At 63.5% G+C, this 15,313-nt stretch carries 19 protein-coding genes; 12 read left to right on the top strand and 7 right to left on the bottom strand.

The window, feature by feature from the left end; translation table 11 throughout:
• Nucleotides 1–25 precede the first annotated feature (25 nt).
• Complete coding sequence (locus FHY06_RS24950) at nt 26–397, bottom strand: hypothetical protein (protein WP_126186038.1); 372 nt, start codon at nt 395–397, stop codon at nt 26–28.
• A 205-nt stretch (nt 398–602) separates the two neighbouring features.
• Here FHY06_RS24950 and FHY06_RS24955 point away from each other — a divergent pair, with 205 nt between their 5' ends.
• Entirely contained in the window at nt 603–2,114 is a 1,512-nt protein-coding gene (locus FHY06_RS24955; RefSeq protein ID WP_184606639.1) for an FAD-dependent monooxygenase, read from the top strand.
• Between the two features lie 85 nt (nt 2,115–2,199).
• Complete coding sequence (locus FHY06_RS24960; RefSeq protein ID WP_184606640.1) at nt 2,200–2,853, top strand: dihydrofolate reductase family protein; 654 nt, start codon at nt 2,200–2,202, stop codon at nt 2,851–2,853.
• A 144-nt stretch (nt 2,854–2,997) separates the two neighbouring features.
• Here FHY06_RS24960 and FHY06_RS24965 read toward each other — a convergent pair whose 3' ends face one another.
• The 6 genes from FHY06_RS24965 to FHY06_RS24990 all read right to left on the bottom strand — a co-directional run bounded on the left by FHY06_RS24965 (nt 2,998) and on the right by FHY06_RS24990 (nt 9,047).
• Entirely contained in the window at nt 2,998–3,540 is a 543-nt protein-coding gene (locus tag FHY06_RS24965) for a hypothetical protein (protein ID WP_184606641.1), read from the bottom strand.
• Nucleotides 3,541–3,579: 39 nt separating this feature from the next.
• Complete coding sequence (locus tag FHY06_RS24970) at nt 3,580–4,737, bottom strand: SLC13 family permease (protein WP_260310648.1); 1,158 nt, start codon at nt 4,735–4,737, stop codon at nt 3,580–3,582.
• Nucleotides 4,734–5,990, bottom strand: coding sequence for an MFS transporter (locus FHY06_RS24975; RefSeq protein WP_184606642.1), 1,257 nt, complete (start codon nt 5,988–5,990; stop codon nt 4,734–4,736). The genes FHY06_RS24970 and FHY06_RS24975 overlap by 4 nt, the downstream gene beginning before the upstream one ends.
• 11 nt (nt 5,991–6,001) lie before the next feature.
• A complete protein-coding gene (locus tag FHY06_RS24980) occupies nt 6,002–6,796 on the bottom strand; it encodes a hypothetical protein (RefSeq protein WP_132802014.1) in 795 nt (264 codons plus the stop codon).
• A gap of 212 nt (nt 6,797–7,008) precedes the next feature.
• Nucleotides 7,009–7,803 (bottom strand): aminoglycoside adenylyltransferase family protein, encoded by a 795-nt coding sequence (locus FHY06_RS24985; RefSeq protein ID WP_184606643.1) that lies wholly within the window; start codon nt 7,801–7,803, stop codon nt 7,009–7,011.
• A gap of 620 nt (nt 7,804–8,423) precedes the next feature.
• Nucleotides 8,424–9,047: a tyrosine-type recombinase/integrase gene (locus FHY06_RS24990; protein ID WP_184606644.1), complete on the bottom strand. Its 624-nt coding sequence runs from the start codon at nt 9,045–9,047 to the stop codon at nt 8,424–8,426.
• A 240-nt stretch (nt 9,048–9,287) separates the two neighbouring features.
• Here FHY06_RS24990 and FHY06_RS24995 point away from each other — a divergent pair, with 240 nt between their 5' ends.
• The 10 genes from FHY06_RS24995 (at nt 9,288) to FHY06_RS35180 (ending at nt 15,176) form a co-directional block, all read left to right on the top strand.
• Complete coding sequence (locus tag FHY06_RS24995) at nt 9,288–9,755, top strand: hypothetical protein (RefSeq protein ID WP_184606645.1); 468 nt, start codon at nt 9,288–9,290, stop codon at nt 9,753–9,755.
• A gap of 108 nt (nt 9,756–9,863) precedes the next feature.
• A complete protein-coding gene (locus tag FHY06_RS25000; RefSeq protein ID WP_184606646.1) occupies nt 9,864–10,124 on the top strand; it encodes a hypothetical protein in 261 nt (86 codons plus the stop codon).
• 108 nt (nt 10,125–10,232) lie between these two features.
• Nucleotides 10,233–10,868 carry a hypothetical protein gene (locus tag FHY06_RS25005; RefSeq protein ID WP_184606647.1) on the top strand — a complete coding sequence of 212 codons (636 nt, stop codon included), beginning with the start codon at nt 10,233–10,235 and terminating at the stop codon, nt 10,866–10,868.
• 290 nt (nt 10,869–11,158) lie between these two features.
• A complete protein-coding gene (locus tag FHY06_RS25010) occupies nt 11,159–11,992 on the top strand; it encodes an SIR2 family NAD-dependent protein deacylase (RefSeq protein WP_184606648.1) in 834 nt (277 codons plus the stop codon).
• Between the two features lie 259 nt (nt 11,993–12,251).
• Nucleotides 12,252–12,536: a hypothetical protein gene (locus FHY06_RS25015; RefSeq protein WP_184606649.1), complete on the top strand. Its 285-nt coding sequence runs from the start codon at nt 12,252–12,254 to the stop codon at nt 12,534–12,536.
• 253 nt (nt 12,537–12,789) lie between these two features.
• Nucleotides 12,790–13,062 carry an OmpA family protein gene (locus FHY06_RS35175; protein WP_409327468.1) on the top strand — a complete coding sequence of 91 codons (273 nt, stop codon included), beginning with the start codon at nt 12,790–12,792 and terminating at the stop codon, nt 13,060–13,062.
• A 48-nt stretch (nt 13,063–13,110) separates the two neighbouring features.
• The gene (locus FHY06_RS25025) at nt 13,111–13,395 is read left to right on the top strand and encodes a hypothetical protein (protein ID WP_184606651.1); all 285 of its coding nucleotides are present in this window, start codon (nt 13,111–13,113) and stop codon (nt 13,393–13,395) included.
• Nucleotides 13,396–13,518: 123 nt separating this feature from the next.
• Nucleotides 13,519–13,848, top strand: coding sequence for a hypothetical protein (locus FHY06_RS25030; RefSeq protein ID WP_019658747.1), 330 nt, complete (start codon nt 13,519–13,521; stop codon nt 13,846–13,848).
• A gap of 618 nt (nt 13,849–14,466) precedes the next feature.
• Nucleotides 14,467–14,892: an SMI1/KNR4 family protein gene (locus FHY06_RS25035; RefSeq protein ID WP_184606652.1), complete on the top strand. Its 426-nt coding sequence runs from the start codon at nt 14,467–14,469 to the stop codon at nt 14,890–14,892.
• Between the two features lie 83 nt (nt 14,893–14,975).
• Nucleotides 14,976–15,176: a DUF4272 domain-containing protein gene (locus FHY06_RS35180; protein WP_184606653.1), complete on the top strand. Its 201-nt coding sequence runs from the start codon at nt 14,976–14,978 to the stop codon at nt 15,174–15,176.
• Nucleotides 15,177–15,313: the final 137 nt, after the last annotated feature.

Genomic DNA, 15,313 nt, shown 5'->3' on the forward strand with positions numbered 1-15,313 from the left:
GGCCCTGCGCGCGAGACGGCCGGCCTCAGTCGCGATCCTCGTAGTAGCGGCGGTACTGCTCGCGCTCCCACTGGCGGCGGCGCCATTCGCGACGCTCGGCACGGCGCTCTTCCCAGCGTTCGGCGCGACGTTCCTCCCAGCGCGCGGCCGGGTCGTAGTAGACGGGCGGCGGAACGGAGTAGACCGGCCGCGGAGCCTGGTAGTAGGTCGGCGCCGGATGGGTGTAGACGGGAGCCGGCTCGTAGTAGACCGGCGCCGGCTCGCTCACGACCACGCCGGGGACGTTGATGCCGACGGACCAGCTGGTGCCGGCGTTGGCCGATGCGGCGACGGTCAGGGCGCCGGCGGCAACGAGGCCTGCAGCGGCGAGCTTGAAGACGGTTCGCGAGAGAATCATTTTTCAACTCCAGAGGGCGGGAATCGCCCTGATGCGCTTCCAACGGACGGCGACCCGATACCGCGCACATCGCGACGGTGAAGAACGTTCCCAAATGTCACTGCGCCACGGCCTGCTGCGGCGCCCGCGATCCTTCGCGCATGTCCGGGCAACCATTGCCGTTCACCTCCCATTCACTTGTGAGCAAATGAAAAAGGATTCACGGATGAAAGAACATGCAGTCGTGATCGCCGGCGCGGGGCCGACGGGCTTGATGCTCGCCGGCGAGCTGGCCCTGGCAGGCGTCGACGTCGCCATCGTCGAGCGCCGCCCGGACCAGGCGCTTGCAGGCTCGCGCGCCGGCGGCCTGAGCTCGCGCTCGCTCGAGGTCCTGGACCAGCGCGGCATCGTCGAGCGGTTCCTCGCGCAGGGGCAGAAGGCCCAGGTCACGGGCTTCTCCGTCACCCGACTGGACATCAGCGACTTCCCGACCCGGCACAACTACGGGCTGGCGCTCAGGCAGAAGCACATCGAGCGCATCCTCGCCGCGTGGATCGACGAGCTCGCGGTGCCGATCTACCGGGGGCACGACCTCGCGGGCTTCGTGCAGGACGAGGCGGGCGTCACCATCGAGCTTTCCGGGGGCGAAGCGTTGCGTGCCGCGTATCTCGTCGGCTGCGACGGCGGCCGCAGCCTCGTGCGCAAGACGGCCGGCATCGCGTTTCCGGGATGGGAGGCGACGACCAGCAGCATCCTCGCCGAGGCGGAGATGACCGAGGAGCCGCCGCTGGGCGTGCATCGCACGGCCCGCGGCATCCATGCCTTCAGCAGGGAGCAGTACGAGATCCGCGACGGCAAGATCGTCTATGCGCAGGAGGGGCCGATCGGCGTGATGGTGACTGAAGAAACAGCCAATGCCACGGCCGAGCCCACGCTCGACGACCTCCGCTCGGCGCTCGTCGAGCTGTGCGGTACCGACTACGGAATCCACGACATGAAGTGGATCTCCCGGTTCACCGACATGTCGCGCCAGGCCGAGAGCTACCGCAGGGGCCGCGTCCTGCTGGCCGGCGATGCCGCGCACGTGCACTCGCCCGTGGGCGGTCAGGGCCTCAACACGGGCGTGCAGGACGCGGTGAACCTCGGGTGGAAGCTCGCCCAGGTGGTCAAGGGCGTTTCGCCCGACAGCCTGCTCGACACCTATCACCGCGAGCGGCACCCGGTCGCGGCACGCGTGCTGCGCACGACGATGGCGCAGGTCGCCCTTCAGCGCACCGACGATCGCACCGAGGCGCTGCGCGAAGTCGTGCTGGAGCTGCTCGGCATGGAGGAGCCGCGCAAGCGCATCGCCGCCGAGATGTCCGGACTGGGCATCCGCTACGACCTGCCAGGGACGCACCCCCTGGTCGGCCGCCGCATGCCCGACCTCGACCTGGTCACCCCCGAAGGCCCCGTGCGCGTGTTCGCGCTGCTGCACGACGCGCGGCCCGTGCTGCTGGACTTGGCGACGCCGGGGCGTCTCGATGTCGCGCCGTGGTCGGGCCGCGTCAGGCTGGTTCACGGCAGGTACGACGGCCCCTGGGAGCTGCCCGCGATCGGCACTGTCGGCGCGCCCGCGGCGGTGCTGATCAGGCCCGACGGGCACGTGGCATGGGTGGGCGAGGGAACATCGGATGGCCTCCACGAGGCGATGTCTACCTGGTTTGGTCCTCCAGGCCCGCAGGCCGGGCGCGCGTGATGCGCTGCGGCGCAGCCCGCAGGTGCAGGCCGGTCAGCTCAGCGTCCGCGTAGACTGCCGCTTTCCCTCCACAGGAGACGCACGCATGACCCGATTGCTCGTACGCAGTTTCGGCGTTTCGCTCGACGGCTATGCCGCCGGTCCGCAGCAGAGCCTGGAGAACCCACTGGGCATCCGCGGGCCGGAGCTCATGGACTGGTTCTTTCCCACGCGCGTCTGGCAGCAGATGCAGAAGACGGGCGGGGCCGGCGAGACCGGCATCGACAACCAGATCGCCGAACAGGGCTTCGCCGAGATGGGCGCCTGGATTCTCGGGCGCAACATGTTCGGGCCGGTGCGCGGCCCCTGGCCCGACAAAAGCTGGAAGGGCTGGTGGGGCGACGAGCCGCCCTACCACGTGCCGGTCTTCGTGCTCACGCACCATGCCCGCGCGCCGCTGACCATGAAGGGCGGCACCACCTTCCACTTCATCACCGGTGGCATCCACGAGGCGCTGGCGCAGGCGCGCGCCGCGGCGGGCGAGCGCGACGTGCGCGTGGGCGGCGGCGTGGCGACGGTGCGTGAATATCTTAAGGCCGGCCTGATCGACGAGCTGCACCTTGCCGTGCGGCCGGTGCTGCTGGGCAAGGGCGAGGCGCTGTTCGAGGGGCTCGACCTGCCGGCGCTGGGCTACCGCTGCGACAGGCAGGTCGCAGGCGAGCGCGCCACGCATGTGTTCCTGCGCCGGGACACTCGCTGAGCGGTCGCGTCTGCCTGAGCGATATCGCGCCGCCTTGCGGTAGCGGACCCGGTTCGATTTTTTTCCGTCACGCATTCCCCGCCGAAGGTCCGGCATTCAGCTGGAGCAGCCGAATGCCGGACTGCCCGGCAGCGGAGAGCATGCTCATTCCAGGTCGATGTCGTTGACCCGCGCGGCCTCCACCACGCGCCCTTCGCCTGTGGCGAGCGGCCGGACCCGGCCCTCGGCCTGCACCCGGTCGCCGACTTTCAGGTTCAGCTGCGCGAAGCCCTGGGGCCGCGTGTGGACGAAGTCTCCGTTGTCGAGCACGACGCCGTTGGCTTCGCCGTGGCGCGCATAGTGGATGCGCGCCACGCGCCCGTCGACGCTGTCGTCGGGCTGTGCTTCGGGCAGCGGCTTGCCGTCGATCGCGGCGAGCCGCTCGAACCGGTACACCGTGTGCGCGGCCTCGCCCTTGGGAGACGGCGGCGATTCGATGCCTTCGACGACCAGTGCCTGGCCGGCGCGGATGTCCGCGAGCTGCGCAGGCAGGCCTTCGCCGTGGCGCTCGAAGACGAACTGCGTGGGGATGCCGTCGGTCTCGATGAGCATTCCCTCGATGCCGCCCTTGGGGCTGTAGAGGTAGTGCGCGAAGCGGCCTTCGACAGACCAGACGTCGACGGTTTCGTGGGGGTTGTGATGAGGCATGGTTTCTTCCTTTGTTGATGTGAGAGTCAGGACGAAAGATCACCCCAGCCGCAGCAGCAGCGCCGATGCTGCGCAGACGACCAGGAACGGAATGCTGATGCGATGGAACTCGCTCAGCCCATGGGGCAGCTTCGCCAGCCGCAGCGCGATCAGGTTGGCCAGCGAGCCCAGCACACAGCCGAAGCCACCCACGCTCACCCCGGCCGCCAGCGCGGGCAGGTCGCGCACGTGGCCGTCCAGCAGGATCGCGGCCGGCACGTTGCTGATGAACTGCGAGGTGATGATGGCAGCGAGGTACGCGCGCCAGCCCTCGGTGATCGGCCAGTGGCCCAGCAGCGACACCACCGCGGGCAGCTGCGCGAGCTGGCGCAGGTCCACGAACATCAGCGCGATGATCGCCAGCAGCGCCCAGTCGATGCCGCGCAGCACGCGCGGATAGCTCACCAGGAACACGCCGAACACCACGCCCAGGCCCGCGAGCAGCCAGTGCCGGTCGAGTGCGATCACGAAACCGATGAACAGCAGCCCCGACAGCGCCAGCATGCGCGGCCGCACCGGCGCGGCCTCGGCCTGCGGCTTGAGCTCGATCGGCGTGCGCGGCACCAGCAGCCACACCGCCACGAAGACCCAGAACAGCATCACCGCGACCGTCGGGGCCATCATCCCCATGAAGGCGACGAAGCCCTCGCCGGAGCGGTGCCAGAGGTACAGGTTCTGCGGATTGCCGATGGGCGTGAGGGCCGAGCCCGCGTTCACCGCGAGCGCCTGCAGCACCACCAGCCGCGCCAGCGGCAGGTGCGCCTGGGTGGCGAGCACGCGCGTGAGCGGCACCAGCAGGAACAGGCTCACGTCGTTGGTGACCAGCGCGGATAGAAAGGCCGCACTGGCCGTCAGCAGCATCGCGAGGCTGCGCTGGTTGTGGGTGCGGGCGAGCAGGCGCTGGGCGGTGGCCTGCAGCATGCCGCTTTTCTCGACGCCCTGGGTGATGGCCAGCAGGCCGGCGAGCGCGCCGACGGTCTGCCAGTCGACCAGGCGCAGCCAGTCCATGGGCGCGCGCGGGCGCAGGAACGCGAACAGCACCGCCACGGCGACCAGCACCCACAGCAGGCCGTTGCCGCCGCCGCCGTTCTCCTCGGTGGCGCGCGCATCGCCGGGCAGCGGCGCGTGGAGCGTGGCGGATACGGAATCCCTGTTCATGCGGTGGCTCCCTCGAGTGCGGCGGCACCGGCTGCGGTGGCCTGGCCGGGACGACGCGTCTCCGGCATCGCGATCGCGAACAGTGCGAGCGCGGCCGCCGCGATGCCCGCGAGCAGGACGAAGGCCGTGCCATAGCCTGCAGCATTGGCGACCGTGCCCGCCACGAGGTTGCTGAGCGCGGCGCCCAGACCCACGCAGGCTGCGCCGATGCCCAGCGCGAAGTTGAAGTGCCCGCTGCCGCGCGTCAGGTCGCTGATCATGAGTGTGAGCATCACGCCGAAGATGCCCGCGCCGACGCCGTCGAGCACCTGCAGCGCCAGCAGTGCCGCAGGGCTGTCGGCCAGCAGGTAGAGCAGGCCGCGCAGCGGCAGCACCGCGAAGCCCGCGAGGAAGATAGGCTTGCGTGCGAGCCGCGGCGCCCAGCGGCCCACGGCCAGCCCGATCGGGATGGTGACCAGTTGCGTGACGATCACGCCCGCGGACATCCACAGCGCCGCCGATGCGCCGGCCCGTGCGCTGACCTTCTGCGCCACCAGCGTGAGCATCGCGGCGTTGGCCAGGTGGAACAGGAAGGCGCAGGCCAGCAGCACGACCAGACGCCGGTCGTACCAGCGCGCGGTGCGCACGCCCGCAGCGGCGGGCGTCACGTCCTGCGCGTCGGCGCCGCGCGCGAGTTGCGGATCGATGTCGCGGTCGCGGATGAGCAGGGCCGCCGCAATGGTCGGCACGGCCATCGCCGTCGCATAGAAGAACATCGCGTGCGCGCCGTACAGGTGGCTCACCGCCCCCGTGCCCAGTGCCCACAGCACCGTGCCCGCGGCCGTGATGGCGGCGTTGCGGCCGATGCGGCTGTCCAGCCCCGCGCGGCCCACCATGCCCAGGCTCGTGGCCGCGAGCGCGGGCGCGACCAGCGTGCCTGCCGCGCCGATCAGCGACTGGCCCGCGAGGATCACCCCATAGCCCGGCCAGTTCGCCATCGCCACCAGCGTCAGCGCGATGAGTGCCACCGCCCCCGCGATCCAGCGCGGCTTGTGGCGCACGCTGTCGATCAGCGCCCCGGCGGGCGCCTGTGCCGCCAGGCCCACCAGGGCCGACACGAACATCACGCTGCCGATGCGCTGGGGATCCCAGGCCAGCGTGCCGGCCATGAAGATCACCAGGAACGGCCCCACGCCGCCCTGGATGTCGGGCGCGAAGAAGGCGAGGGCGTCGAGCGCGCGCACGCTGCGCGAGGAGGGAGCGGGGGAGGTCATCGCTCAGGGCCTCAGGAGTTGGCGGGAGGCTGCGGTGCGAACTGCGGTGCAGGCGGCACCGGCGGCACCGGAGCCATCGGGCGCTGGTGGCGGGGGCCGCGCGGACCCACCTGACCGGCGGGTCCCATGGGGCCGACAGGCCCGCTCACGAGTTCGCGCACGCTGTCGGCGCTCTGGCCGAGGCTGGTCGCCTCGATCGCGCTGCCGTTGGCGCCGCGCGTTCCCCAGCCGCGTGCGAAGAGCTGCGCGCCGGGCTGGAGGATCGCGCCATAGGCCGCGCCGATGTGCGGCGGGAAGCGCACGATGGACTTGTCGGCCAGGATCACGCCGTGCACGTCGCCGCGGTCGGTGTAGAGCAGTCGCTCGATGCGTCCGCCGGCCGACATGGCCGACAGCGCGGCCAGATCGCGCGGGCCGGGCGGGAACATGCCCGGGGCGGGCGGCTGGTCGATCACGCTGCGGCCGTTGGCTTCGAGCGTCTGTGCGCGCACCACCGGCACGTTGGGCGCGCGCCAGCCGGCGACGCGCACCGTGTCGCCGGGCCGCAGCATCTGCATCACCGAGGCCGACAGGTGCGGCGGGAAGGCGACCTGCGTGCCGTCGGCCAGCAGCAGGCCGTCGGCCTCGCCGTTGGGATTGACCAGCCATTGCGAGACGCGGCCTTGCGTCGTCATGCCGGACTCCGGCGCGGCGGCCAGGGGCGGCGGTGGCACGACACCCGCGGGCGGCGGGGGCGGCATCTGCGCGAAGGCGGCGCTGCCGGACAGCAGGCCGGCGATGGCGATCAGGGTGAAGCGGGGTGTCATGAAAGGCTCCTTTGAAGTGTCAGGTGCCTGAGATGAACCACACATCGTGCCAGTGTGTATTTCCTTTTAAATCAACAGCTTGCGTGATCCGGTCTGCGGCCGGACGTACGGTCTGGGGACAGCATGTGTCCGGTTTGCGGACACGTCGGCGGCTGCAGGTGTCAGGATCGGAGGTGCGGCAGCCGCCCCTCAGCAGCCTTCGCGACGGCGTATCACTGCGCCCGCTTCAGCGCTCGCTCGATCTCGCCTTTGCAGAAATGAATGGTCTCGGCGACGGGCATCCGGGCCCAGGCCGGCTCGTCCTCCCCGCCCCCGAGATAGGCCGCCGCCGCACGTTCCATCAGCGAGCGACAGGTCGGTGGCAGGCGTTGCGCTGCCCACGCCGCAGCGACGTCCTTGGACACGATGTTGCCGGTACAGGCGCTGAACCAGATGCGCGCGAGTGCCAGGAGGATGTTTCTTTCCTCACCCAGCCAATCAGGCTCCTCGTTCCACTGCGCAATGGTGTCGAGCAGCGATCTCCTGAAGTCGGAACGCGGCACCTCCTCGAACAGTTCAGCGGCCGCCGGCCCGAGCAGGGCCGAGCTGTGACGGCGCAGTTTGGTGATCAGGATGGCAAGGTCGTGATCGACCAAGGCGGGCTTGAAGCGCCCGGCCTCGATGTCCTCACGCAGCCATTCGCCGAACTGCATCTCGCGCCGCGGCGGATACCGCCAGGGGACGATCTCGCCCAGCGCGACGACCGTCACTTCGAGCGCCCTGAGCGTCTCTGAACTGCCCGGCCACGCCGAATGCGCCAGCAGATCGGTCATCAAAGCGCGCCGGACCGGTTCCGGCAGCGGATCATTGATCGACACCATCAGGTCGATGTCGCTGCCGGGCTTCAAGCCGCCGTCCACGGCCGAGCCGAAGAGATGGATCGCCCGAAGGTTGCGGCCCAGGTGCGACTTCAGGACGGCCTGGACGGAGGAGACTTGAGGAATGATTTCTTGAGGTAACGCGGTCATGAGACGGGACCTGCTACCCAAGTGGGATGCCTCCAAAGGAGGCCGGCTTTTTTATATTCTCCTCTGGGGAGGGGTATTCTTCAGTCCGACAGTGTCCAAAGAAGTATGCCTCAATCCGACCCATGTTGGGTATCTGGAGGGGGATCGAAATGGCGGTTCTGGGGTATGCGAAAGCCGGCTCAGGTACCCCTTGGTTAGAGCAGCACGGGCAGCCTTATTTTTCACGTGCGATTGTCCCGAGGTGAACAGTCGATCTGCCTCTAGAGGGCAGTACGCATGGGTATTCAGGCGCGAGTCGGTGCTTGCTGAGCTGATATGGAAGGCTTCGGATGTCGACGCGACGGGGTATTAGAAGAACCTTGCCGTCCTTCAGAAGGTCTAGCAACTGACGACCTGCATGGGCCATGCGTGCGCTTGCGATTTCTCTTGCACCGCATCTCGGGATGTCTAGTGTCACCGCGTTGCACACGCTAGCGATGGCTGCTTCAGACTGGTTGCAGTCAGTCGGTATGGCCCGCTGAATGTCTGCTAAGCGTCGCAATCGAGCCATCTGGCAGTGCGTCGGTCCGCCTCGCTGTGACAGCAAAGCGGACGGATCTGCGCCACTAAATCGAGCTCGCTCAGATTTCTGTCTGCTCCGAGATCTCTAGGGCGTCATCTACCTCGATGCCCAGATATCTGACTGTCGACTCAAGCTTGGAGTGGCCGAGCAGCAACTGCACCGCACGGAGGTTTCTCGTCCGTCGGTAGATCAACGTTGCCTTCGTCCGTCGCATCGAGTGCGTTCCGTAGTCGGCAGGATCCAGCCCGAGTTCCCTGACCCAGCCACCAAGAATGCGGGCGTACTGCCGGGTGCCGAGGTGCGGCGAGTCGTGCATTCGGCTCGGGAACAGGAAGTCGTCCGATCGCAGTCCGGCGCGGAGGATCCAGGCCTGCACAGCCTCGCGGGTTCCGGGCGTGAGCTCAAACTGCACCGGACGCTGCGTCTTGTGTTGCAACACTGTTGCCCGCGGGGCAACTTGCTCTCCGTGGCAGACGTCCCTGACCTTCAGGCTAACAAGATCGCAGCCTCGCAGCTTGCTGTCCAGGCCCAAATTGAAGAGAGCGAGCTCGCGCACTCGGCCCTCCAGTTGCAGTCGCACCCGCAGTGCCCAGATGTCCTTGAGCTTGAAAGGCGCCTTCCGGCCGACGATCTTGCCCTTGTTCCAAGGCACTTGGCAGGTTGCAGTGTTTACTGATCCCATGATGGTCTCCCATCGAGTTGAGGGAGCCTCAGCATGCGCTGGCCGGACTTCAGCCGTCCTTGATGCAACGCCCAACCAACGCCTGCTTTTTCAGGGGCAGTCATCAGCTTTCGCGGCCAATGTTTGGCCTACGGGAAGCGGCACAATCGGCCACAACCAGTCATTTGCCTCTTGCCAGTTACTTTGAAGCTATCCCTATCTCTGGCTTACCTGTCAGAGAGGCGTGGAGATTGAACCACCATGTCCCAACTCACACAAACCCCGTTTCGGGCGCGACTGGATGCGATTCCTTGGAGCAATTTCAGGACCTGCCTCGGCCCAGCGGACAAGATGGGGGAAGTACTGGAACGCCTCGCAAGTACCGACTTGACTGCTGCACTCGCTGCAAGCCGCGACCTCTGGTGCGATTTGGTTTCGGGTGGTATCGGCCCTCCGTCAGTAGCGATTCATGCGCTCCCGTTTGTTCTCGACGTCTTGCCTCAAGCCGGTGAACAACTGACGATTGAACTCCTTGAGCTTATCTGGCGCTGCGTTCACTTCGACCGACCAGATGAGACGGCAACTTTTCAAGAACTGCGGCGCATGGTCATCGCGCAGCGCCCGCGACTGTTCGGGTACGCCACCGACCCCAATCAGGAAATAGCGGAGTTGGCGAAGGACATCCTTGCCGATATAGGTGAGAAGACCGTCAGCAGTAAGCCCGCTTAAGAGGGGTGGACTGTCTGTTGCAGGCCCACTGACGGCGGCGCGCCTACGGCAGAATGCGGCCAGAAGCGGACTTTGAAGATGCCCTTATATCGTGTCACCGTAATCTGCATGGGTTTAACGGAAGCTCAGCTCGTTGATGTGGTGCCTGACATGCTTTCGGAGTTCGCCGAGCGCCCTTGGCAGAAAGATGTAAGGTGCGAAGCAAAGGATGGTGTGCTGCGCCTATCTGCGCTGAATGACTTCGACAGCAATGGACAGGCGCTGCTGGACGAGTTCTGGGACACTGTCATCGCTTATGTTCATTTCGACGACAAGGTGAGCTTCGAGGTTGAAGAAGTATCGGTGCAGAACAGCCTCGCTGACGATTAGGCAGAGCACGGCCAGAACCGGCCGTTCACCGAGGCGGCACAATGCGGCCACGACCGGACACTCGAACAGAGTGCTTGTTGACCCCAAGACGTCGTAGACCCCGCCTCCATGAGCGATTTCAACCTTCTGACCATTTCCGCTGTTCAGTCCCATATTGGGCCCGCGATTGCGAGATATCTCGGTGCAGATCGCTTCGTCGAGGCAAAGCCACTTCACTGGGTCGACAGCAAAGATGCGCCCATTCGCCGTGTCTTCGCCTACGTACAACTCAAAGGCGGTGTTGTTGCCCCGCGATGGGGGTATTCGTTCGATTTTGTGCCGCACCTTGTGGCGGGAAAAATGCAATGGCATCGCACTGAGAAATCGGCGATTTTTGATGCGTTCATCGACGGACAATCCGCAGAACTCAACCTCTCATACATGTGGGGTGAACAGGGCCTGCTTGAAGGCCTGACATCCCGGCTTTCAAGCGCCGTACGCCAAGCACATGACTTCTGGCAGTTGGGTAGGCAAGCGATATACGACCAGGTTGTCACGCTGAGCAACCGCCCCGAGGCAGGCATGTACACACAGTTGCCCGCGGCAGCCGCGTTTTGCCATGCGCTTTCAGGGCGCGAAGAAGATGCGCGTCGTGCGATGGCGGCTTATATTGAGCGAGGAAAGCCACGCGAAGACACGCTGCCGAAGCTATGGGCAGCTCTCGACGGCGCGCTCGAATCTGGGCTTGGACGCCAGACGGTCTGAATCCGGCGATTTCTATGCGGTGCCTTCTAGGACCTCCCCGTGCCCCGAAGTGCCGGGTAAGCAACTGGCTACAGTCGGCCAAAACCGGTCGTTCAACTATCACCTCTGGCACGGAAAGATGACGTCCCATGAAAGCCATCGTCGTTGAGTTTTCCAAAGTCGTTGATGACAGCGGATACCCGCCCTTCGTGGAATGCCTATTGATTGATGCGATGGGTCAGAGGCACTGTTTCTTGGAGAAGGAGCCGGTGGTGAGCGCGACTAAGATAGTCGACCGAAATTCATAGGCGTTGAATGAAGCCAGAGGTTCAGCCAAACAAGGTGTGGTGCTTTCGGGCTCGGGAATCAGCGCCGAAAGTGGCCTACCAACTTTTCGTGACTCGGCAGGTCTCTGGAATTCATATTCGTGGGAGGAAGTATCCAGCCCACAGGGTTGGGAGCATCGACCAGAAGTGGTGCTCGATTTCTACAACCAGCGACGTCGGCAGGCTTGGGAGGCGACACCCAACGCCGCGCATCACGCTATTGCAGGCCTGGAGGCGAGCTACGAAGTCATCGTCATCACCCAGAATGTCGATGAATTGCATGAGCGAGCAGGTTCCAGCAACGTCATACATGTCCACGGGCAAATAGCGTATGCGCGTGGAACCTCTGCAGCGCGGAGACGCTACAAGATTGGCGGCGCACCCATTTCAAAGGGGCAGCTTTGCGAAGATGGAACGCAACTTCGGCCAGATGTGGTCTGGTTCGGAGAAGAGGTCGAATTTCTGAGTGAGGCGAAACACCACGTTGCGAGCGCAGGACGGGTACTCGTGGTCGGAACTTCACTTTCGGTCTTTCCGGTCGCCGCTCTCGTGAAGGCCGCACGTGGCCGGGCCGACAAGGTCTTGGTCGGATTCGACGTCATCAAGCCACCATACGGATACACGTTCCTTCGGGGTAAGGCGACCGAGCTTGTCCCAAAAGTGGTGGACAGATGGCTTGCCGACAGCATGGAAGGGGGGCACCTAGCGGCGGGGCATCTGGGAGACGCCGGTGAGGCTCGCGCGTTCCCCAGCCAGGCTGCGATGGACTACGGTCGGCAACATCCAGAAATTCGGCCCCTCGACCAAAATGAGTCTTGACCACACATGAAGCGCCGCATTTCGCCAGCATGGATTGCGTTTGGAGCGATCACCGTCCTCGGTGCGACGGGTGTTCTGATCGGCCATCGCTCTGGCCGTTCCAACTCAGGTCTGGAGCAGCAGTGCCTGACCTACTGCAGGGGTCAAGGCAAAGAAGGCCAGATGGTGCAGACCTATCCCAAAACCATGACCGGCTCTCGCGATTCTCCCGTTGAATGTCGCTGTCGATAGCTGTGCCTTTGCCAGAAGCAGTCCTTTGATGATCAATCCAAATATCAACCCCTTGCCATTCCATCCTCGCACGGAGCTAGAGAAGACCGTCTGCAACTTGGTGACAGCCGAGTGCGGGGAAGTCGTGCTCAATTTTTGGGATCAAGCAAGCTATCCGTACGAGGACATTAACGGCAATCCTGTGCCGCTGGAAGCGGACTACCAAGTTCGCACCGGAAAGCTATACAACGGACTGTTTTGTACGGGAAGCTACTTTCTGGTTCGGGTCAACAATGGCGCCGTTGAGATCGAGTTTGAAAGCCGATGGGTTTGACGCTTCTCGGCCACAACCAGTCATACGAGTAATGCCTAGAAATGCAGACCTTCAGCCCGAGCGGATGCCCCTGCGGCGTCGGCGGTGCTTGTTTGCTGGTCTTTGCGTTTTAGGAGCCGCGGCTGAGGCGCAGAGCCTTCCCCACACCATCGCAACCTATGACCCACCGGCGGACATGGACTTGCTATATGAACCGAGAGCGGTCTCTGGTCTTGCCGCGCAGCGAGAGCGCCTGTTCAGTTTCCTTGCGAAGATGCCAGAACAGTTTTCTGGGGACTGTGTCGAGAAAACTTGGCTCGTTATTGGATACGCGGGTCGCGATGAGGAAGGCGCGCAATCCCTTGCTTTGTTGTCGCGAGCGCGGGCCGAAAACACAAAGGCGCTCCTAGTTCGCGCAGGCATCGATGGTGAACGAATCAAGGTCGAATGGTTTGGTGCAAGCCGACCCGTAGCGCAGACCGGCGATGCTCGGAATCGGCGAACCGAAATCGAGTACGCGGTTTGTAGTCGTCCCTCCCCAAAGTAGCATTTCTTTTTCGAGATGACTCAATTTGGCCAGAACCAGACATTCGCCATGACGCCAGAAAGTTACCCAGTGGTTGGCAGATTCAAGAACGAAACCGTTTTCGCTATGACGCTGTATCTTGAGATGCTCCCTGAAGAGGTAATCCTTGAGCCTGGCGATGAGGTGGAACTGCTTGCGCTACCCACTGACAACCTGCTGCCTCTCGACGTGGCCCCCGTGGAGGGCGGTCTCCACATACACGCACACAAAGAGTGGGACCCGGATTGGCACGTAAGATTCAGAGGCAGAGTTATCAAGGCCGGCAATCCAACCCGTCTTTCTGACTACCGCTGAAGCCAACATCTGAGATGCTTGCATCGAGACCGCTAGGCGACCGGCCAATGTCGGCCGCATGCGCCTTCTCAACGCGGGCTACTCTTAGCGTAGTCGAGAAAAATCACTTCGCACAAATATCCTATGAAACGAATTCCCGATCGCCACGCGCCAGACGACTGGACTGAAGAAGGAGCCAAGATTCTGTCTGAGACAAGCCTCGCGAAGATAAAGAATGCGTTGGCCAGAGGTCCCGTCATTGTTCAGCATTGGTTCTATCGAGGAGCCAGTTCGCCACGTGTCATCTCCTTCGAGGACATCGAGGAATTCGAGGCCCACTTGGAGCAGCATGCGATTCCGGGTGACGCCTTTGATATCTGGAGCTTCAACGAGGTCTGCAAGATGGAAAACGTCCTCACTGAAGGCAAGCTGCACGACACGGATGGCTGTGTGCCCAGGGGCGGCGCCTATTGAAGAGCGCCGCGTCCTGCTTCAGTCGGCCAAGAGCGGTCCTCTGATAGCTGGGCACAATCCGCCGCCAACACCGGTCATTCGGCGCGAGCAATCAACCGTACCGACATATTCATTCGCTTTGTAATTCACAGCAACGACATCGACTCCGGCAGAAGGCAGGGCTTGTTTCAGGCACTCGGAGAGCTCGAGACACAAGGGTTGCTCTCGGAGCACGAAGTTGAGAACTACTACGAACTTCGAGACTGGTTCCGAAAAAATCTTCGCAAGCCCGTGAGCTTCACTCGTTCGTCCAAACCGCACGCGAAGAAGGTGGCACTCAGTTGGTTCAAGGACACCGCAACTCAGCACATCAGCACATCAGCACATCAGCACATCAGCACATCAGCACATCAGCATGATGCACGGGATGGCTCGGGTACTGGAAGCGCACGATGTGATGGTTGAAATCCTGCGTAGCGAGCGGCCTGGCTATGTTGTTTACGAGGATGAATTTCAAGTCGCGGCTGAACCATTCCATGAAACACTAACGTAGCCTTGTTCGGCAAAATTCGGCCAGAACCGGCCGCTTATTGCAGCTGGCAAAACTCGGCCATAAGTGGACTTCCAGAAAATAGCGTGATGCAAATCATCGTCTCCTCGCTTGAAGATGCTGGATTTTTCAGACCAGATGTTGCCGCCGTGACAGCTGGATTGACGCGTCTCGGCATTACCGCCAACTCCCAAATTGGATCGTTCTACCTTCGATACGATGGACCATTGGCAAGTGAGAACACGGGCTTCGTACTGCTAGATGTTGTTGGTGCACTGCCTCAAGAATCCATCGAGGCTTCTACAGCATTGGTCCGTAGCAAATTTGGCTGGCCAAAGCGATATGTGGTTTTGACTAGCTTCCTGGGTGGAGGCGTGATGGTCTACGATATTTCGACCGAACAGGTCTACGACGTCGACTTCGAAGGCGGCGACGCTCTGCTCAAGAACGGCCAGCTCGAGCCTCGCTACCCCTCATTTCTAGAGTTTCTTCGCTTCCTCTTTGGCGAGGCATAAGCTAGCGTCTGAGGAGGCCTGCATGCGGCCATCAGCCGACGTTCGCCAGATGTGCAGAACCTGCTTGGCTTCGGTCATTCGCGGTGATTAATGATGAGTCCGCGACGGAATTCTGCGCTTCTGCAAGGCTCAGGTCTGAGGATGAGCTCTTCGATGCTGCCTACGAAATTCAAGAGTTTCACGTGGTAGCGCTCCAGCGTCGCATGTCGCGTCCAAACTATCAACCGAGCGTTTCAGCGGTTGACGAGGGCGTCGCTCGCGAGCGTCACCATGCAATCAATTAGCTGGTCGGATATTGCGGACAGTCATGGGATGACGTCACGACCGATACCTGACGGCCACTGCCAGCCAGTCACCAACTTTGGCTTGCGCGCAGGCCAGCGACTACTCGGCCACCACTCAAACACATACAACGCAAAGA

This window comes from Variovorax atrisoli, from assembly GCF_014195185.1.
Taxonomy (GTDB): Bacteria; Pseudomonadota; Gammaproteobacteria; order Burkholderiales; family Burkholderiaceae_C; genus Variovorax; species Variovorax atrisoli.

What these genes read in the sequence shown, in the direction of transcription:
- FHY06_RS24950 (WP_126186038.1), bottom strand. Translation starts at nt 397, where the DNA reads ATGATTCTCTCGCGAACCGTCTTCAAGCTCGCCGCTGCAGGCCTCGTT.
- FHY06_RS24965 (WP_184606641.1), bottom strand. Translation starts at nt 3,540, where the DNA reads ATGCCTCATCACAACCCCCACGAAACCGTCGACGTCTGGTCTGTCGAA.
- FHY06_RS25015 (WP_184606649.1), top strand. Translation starts at nt 12,252, where the DNA reads ATGATCAATCCAAATATCAACCCCTTGCCATTCCATCCTCGCACGGAG.
- FHY06_RS24955 (WP_184606639.1), top strand. Translation starts at nt 603, where the DNA reads ATGAAAGAACATGCAGTCGTGATCGCCGGCGCGGGGCCGACGGGCTTG.
- FHY06_RS24980 (WP_132802014.1), bottom strand. Translation starts at nt 6,796, where the DNA reads ATGACACCCCGCTTCACCCTGATCGCCATCGCCGGCCTGCTGTCCGGC.
- FHY06_RS24960 (WP_184606640.1), top strand. Translation starts at nt 2,200, where the DNA reads ATGACCCGATTGCTCGTACGCAGTTTCGGCGTTTCGCTCGACGGCTAT.
- FHY06_RS25005 (WP_184606647.1), top strand. Translation starts at nt 10,233, where the DNA reads ATGAGCGATTTCAACCTTCTGACCATTTCCGCTGTTCAGTCCCATATT.
- FHY06_RS25030 (WP_019658747.1), top strand. Translation starts at nt 13,519, where the DNA reads ATGAAACGAATTCCCGATCGCCACGCGCCAGACGACTGGACTGAAGAA.
- FHY06_RS24975 (WP_184606642.1), bottom strand. Translation starts at nt 5,990, where the DNA reads ATGACCTCCCCCGCTCCCTCCTCGCGCAGCGTGCGCGCGCTCGACGCC.
- FHY06_RS25000 (WP_184606646.1), top strand. Translation starts at nt 9,864, where the DNA reads ATGGGTTTAACGGAAGCTCAGCTCGTTGATGTGGTGCCTGACATGCTT.
- FHY06_RS35175 (WP_409327468.1), top strand. Translation starts at nt 12,790, where the DNA reads ATGCCAGAACAGTTTTCTGGGGACTGTGTCGAGAAAACTTGGCTCGTT.
- FHY06_RS24990 (WP_184606644.1), bottom strand. Translation starts at nt 9,047, where the DNA reads ATGGGATCAGTAAACACTGCAACCTGCCAAGTGCCTTGGAACAAGGGC.
- FHY06_RS25035 (WP_184606652.1), top strand. Translation starts at nt 14,467, where the DNA reads ATGCAAATCATCGTCTCCTCGCTTGAAGATGCTGGATTTTTCAGACCA.
- FHY06_RS24995 (WP_184606645.1), top strand. Translation starts at nt 9,288, where the DNA reads ATGTCCCAACTCACACAAACCCCGTTTCGGGCGCGACTGGATGCGATT.
- FHY06_RS25025 (WP_184606651.1), top strand. Translation starts at nt 13,111, where the DNA reads ATGACGCCAGAAAGTTACCCAGTGGTTGGCAGATTCAAGAACGAAACC.
- FHY06_RS24985 (WP_184606643.1), bottom strand. Translation starts at nt 7,803, where the DNA reads ATGACCGCGTTACCTCAAGAAATCATTCCTCAAGTCTCCTCCGTCCAG.
- FHY06_RS24970 (WP_260310648.1), bottom strand. Translation starts at nt 4,737, where the DNA reads ATGAACAGGGATTCCGTATCCGCCACGCTCCACGCGCCGCTGCCCGGC.